Annotated in this window: 1 protein-coding gene; it reads left to right on the top strand. The window is 35.4% G+C overall.

The features are described 5' to 3' along the window. Positions 1 to 57 precede the first annotated feature (57 nt). Positions 58 to 1406 (top strand): IS3 family transposase gene (locus QM406_RS10005; RefSeq protein ID WP_148131554.1). Its coding sequence is split into 2 segments (ribosomal slippage): positions 58 to 499 and positions 499 to 1406, totalling 1350 coding nucleotides; the frame shifts between segments, so codons are not numbered across the junction. Positions 1407 to 1437: the final 31 nt, after the last annotated feature.

Raw genomic sequence — 1437 nt, 5'->3', positions numbered from 1 at the left:
TGAACTGCACCCCAAAAGTTAGACAGAAAAAAATCTAACTTTTGGGGTGTTTTTATTATGAAATTAACTTATGATGATAAAGTTCAGGTCTATGAACTTAGAAAACAAGGATATAGCTTAGAGAAGCTTTCAAATAAATTTGGGATAAATAATTCTAATATTAGGTACATGATTAAATTGATTGATCGTTACGGAATAGAGTTCGTCAAAAAAGGAAAAAATCGTTACTATTCTCCTGATTTAAAACAAGAAATGATTAATAAAGTCTTACATGAAGGCTGGACTAAAGATAGAGTTTCTCTTGAATACGGGCTCCCAAGTCGTACGATACTTCTTAATTGGCTAGCACAATACAAGAAAAACGGGTATACTATTGTTGAGAAAACAAGAGGGAGAGTACCTAAAATGGGACGTAAGCCAAAAAAGAGACCTGAAGAGAGAACAGAATTAGAACGTCTTCAAGCAGAAAATGAGTATCTGAGAGCGGAGAATGCCGTCCTAAAAAAGTTAAGAGAACTCCGATTGAAGGAGGAAAAAGAGAAAGAAGAAAGACAGAAATTGTTCAAGAATTAATGACCGAGTTTTCGTTAGATATTCTTCTAAAAGCCATTAAACTAGCTCGTTCGACCTACTACTATCACTTGAAACAGCTAGATAAACCAGATAAGGACCAAGAGCTTAAAGCGAAAATTCAATCCATTTTTATCGAACATAAGGGAAATTATGGTTATCGTCGGATTCATTTAGAACTAAGAAATCGTGGTTATCTGGTAAATCATAAAAGAGTTCAACGCTTGATGAAAGTACTCAATTTACAAGCTAAAATGCGACAGAAACGAAAATATTCTTCTCATAAAGGAGACGTTGGCAAGAAGGCAGAGAATCTCATTCAACGTCAATTTGAAGGCTCTAAAACAATGGAAAAGTGTTACACAGATGTGACAGAATTTGCCATTCCAGCAAGTACCCAAAAGCTTTACTTATCACCAGTTTTAGATGGCTTTAATAGCGAAATTATCGCCTATAATCTTTCAACTTCACCCAACTTAGAACAAGTAAAAACAATGTTGGAACAGGCATTCACAGAGAAGCACTACGAGAATACGATTCTCCATAGTGATCAAGGCTGGCAATATCAACACGATTCTTATCATCAGTTTCTAGAGGGTAAGGGAATTCAAGCATCCATGTCGCGTAAGGGTAACAGCCCAGACAATGGTATGATGGAGTCCTTCTTTGGGATTCTGAAATCGGAGATGTTTTATGGTTATGAGAAGTCATTTCAGTCGCTTAAGCAATTGGAACAAGCTATTGTAAACTATATTGATTATTACAACAACAAACGAATTAAGGTAAAACTAAAAGGACTCAGTCCTGTGCAATACAGAACTAAATCCTTTGAATAAATTAATTGTCTAACTTTTTGGGGTCAGTACA

Origin of the sequence: Streptococcus infantis, from assembly GCF_047465035.1 — a bacterium.
Classification (GTDB): Bacteria; Bacillota; Bacilli; order Lactobacillales; family Streptococcaceae; genus Streptococcus; species Streptococcus infantis_T.
Note: the sequence above shows the minus strand (reverse complement) of the source record. Positions and strands in the feature narration are given on the sequence as shown.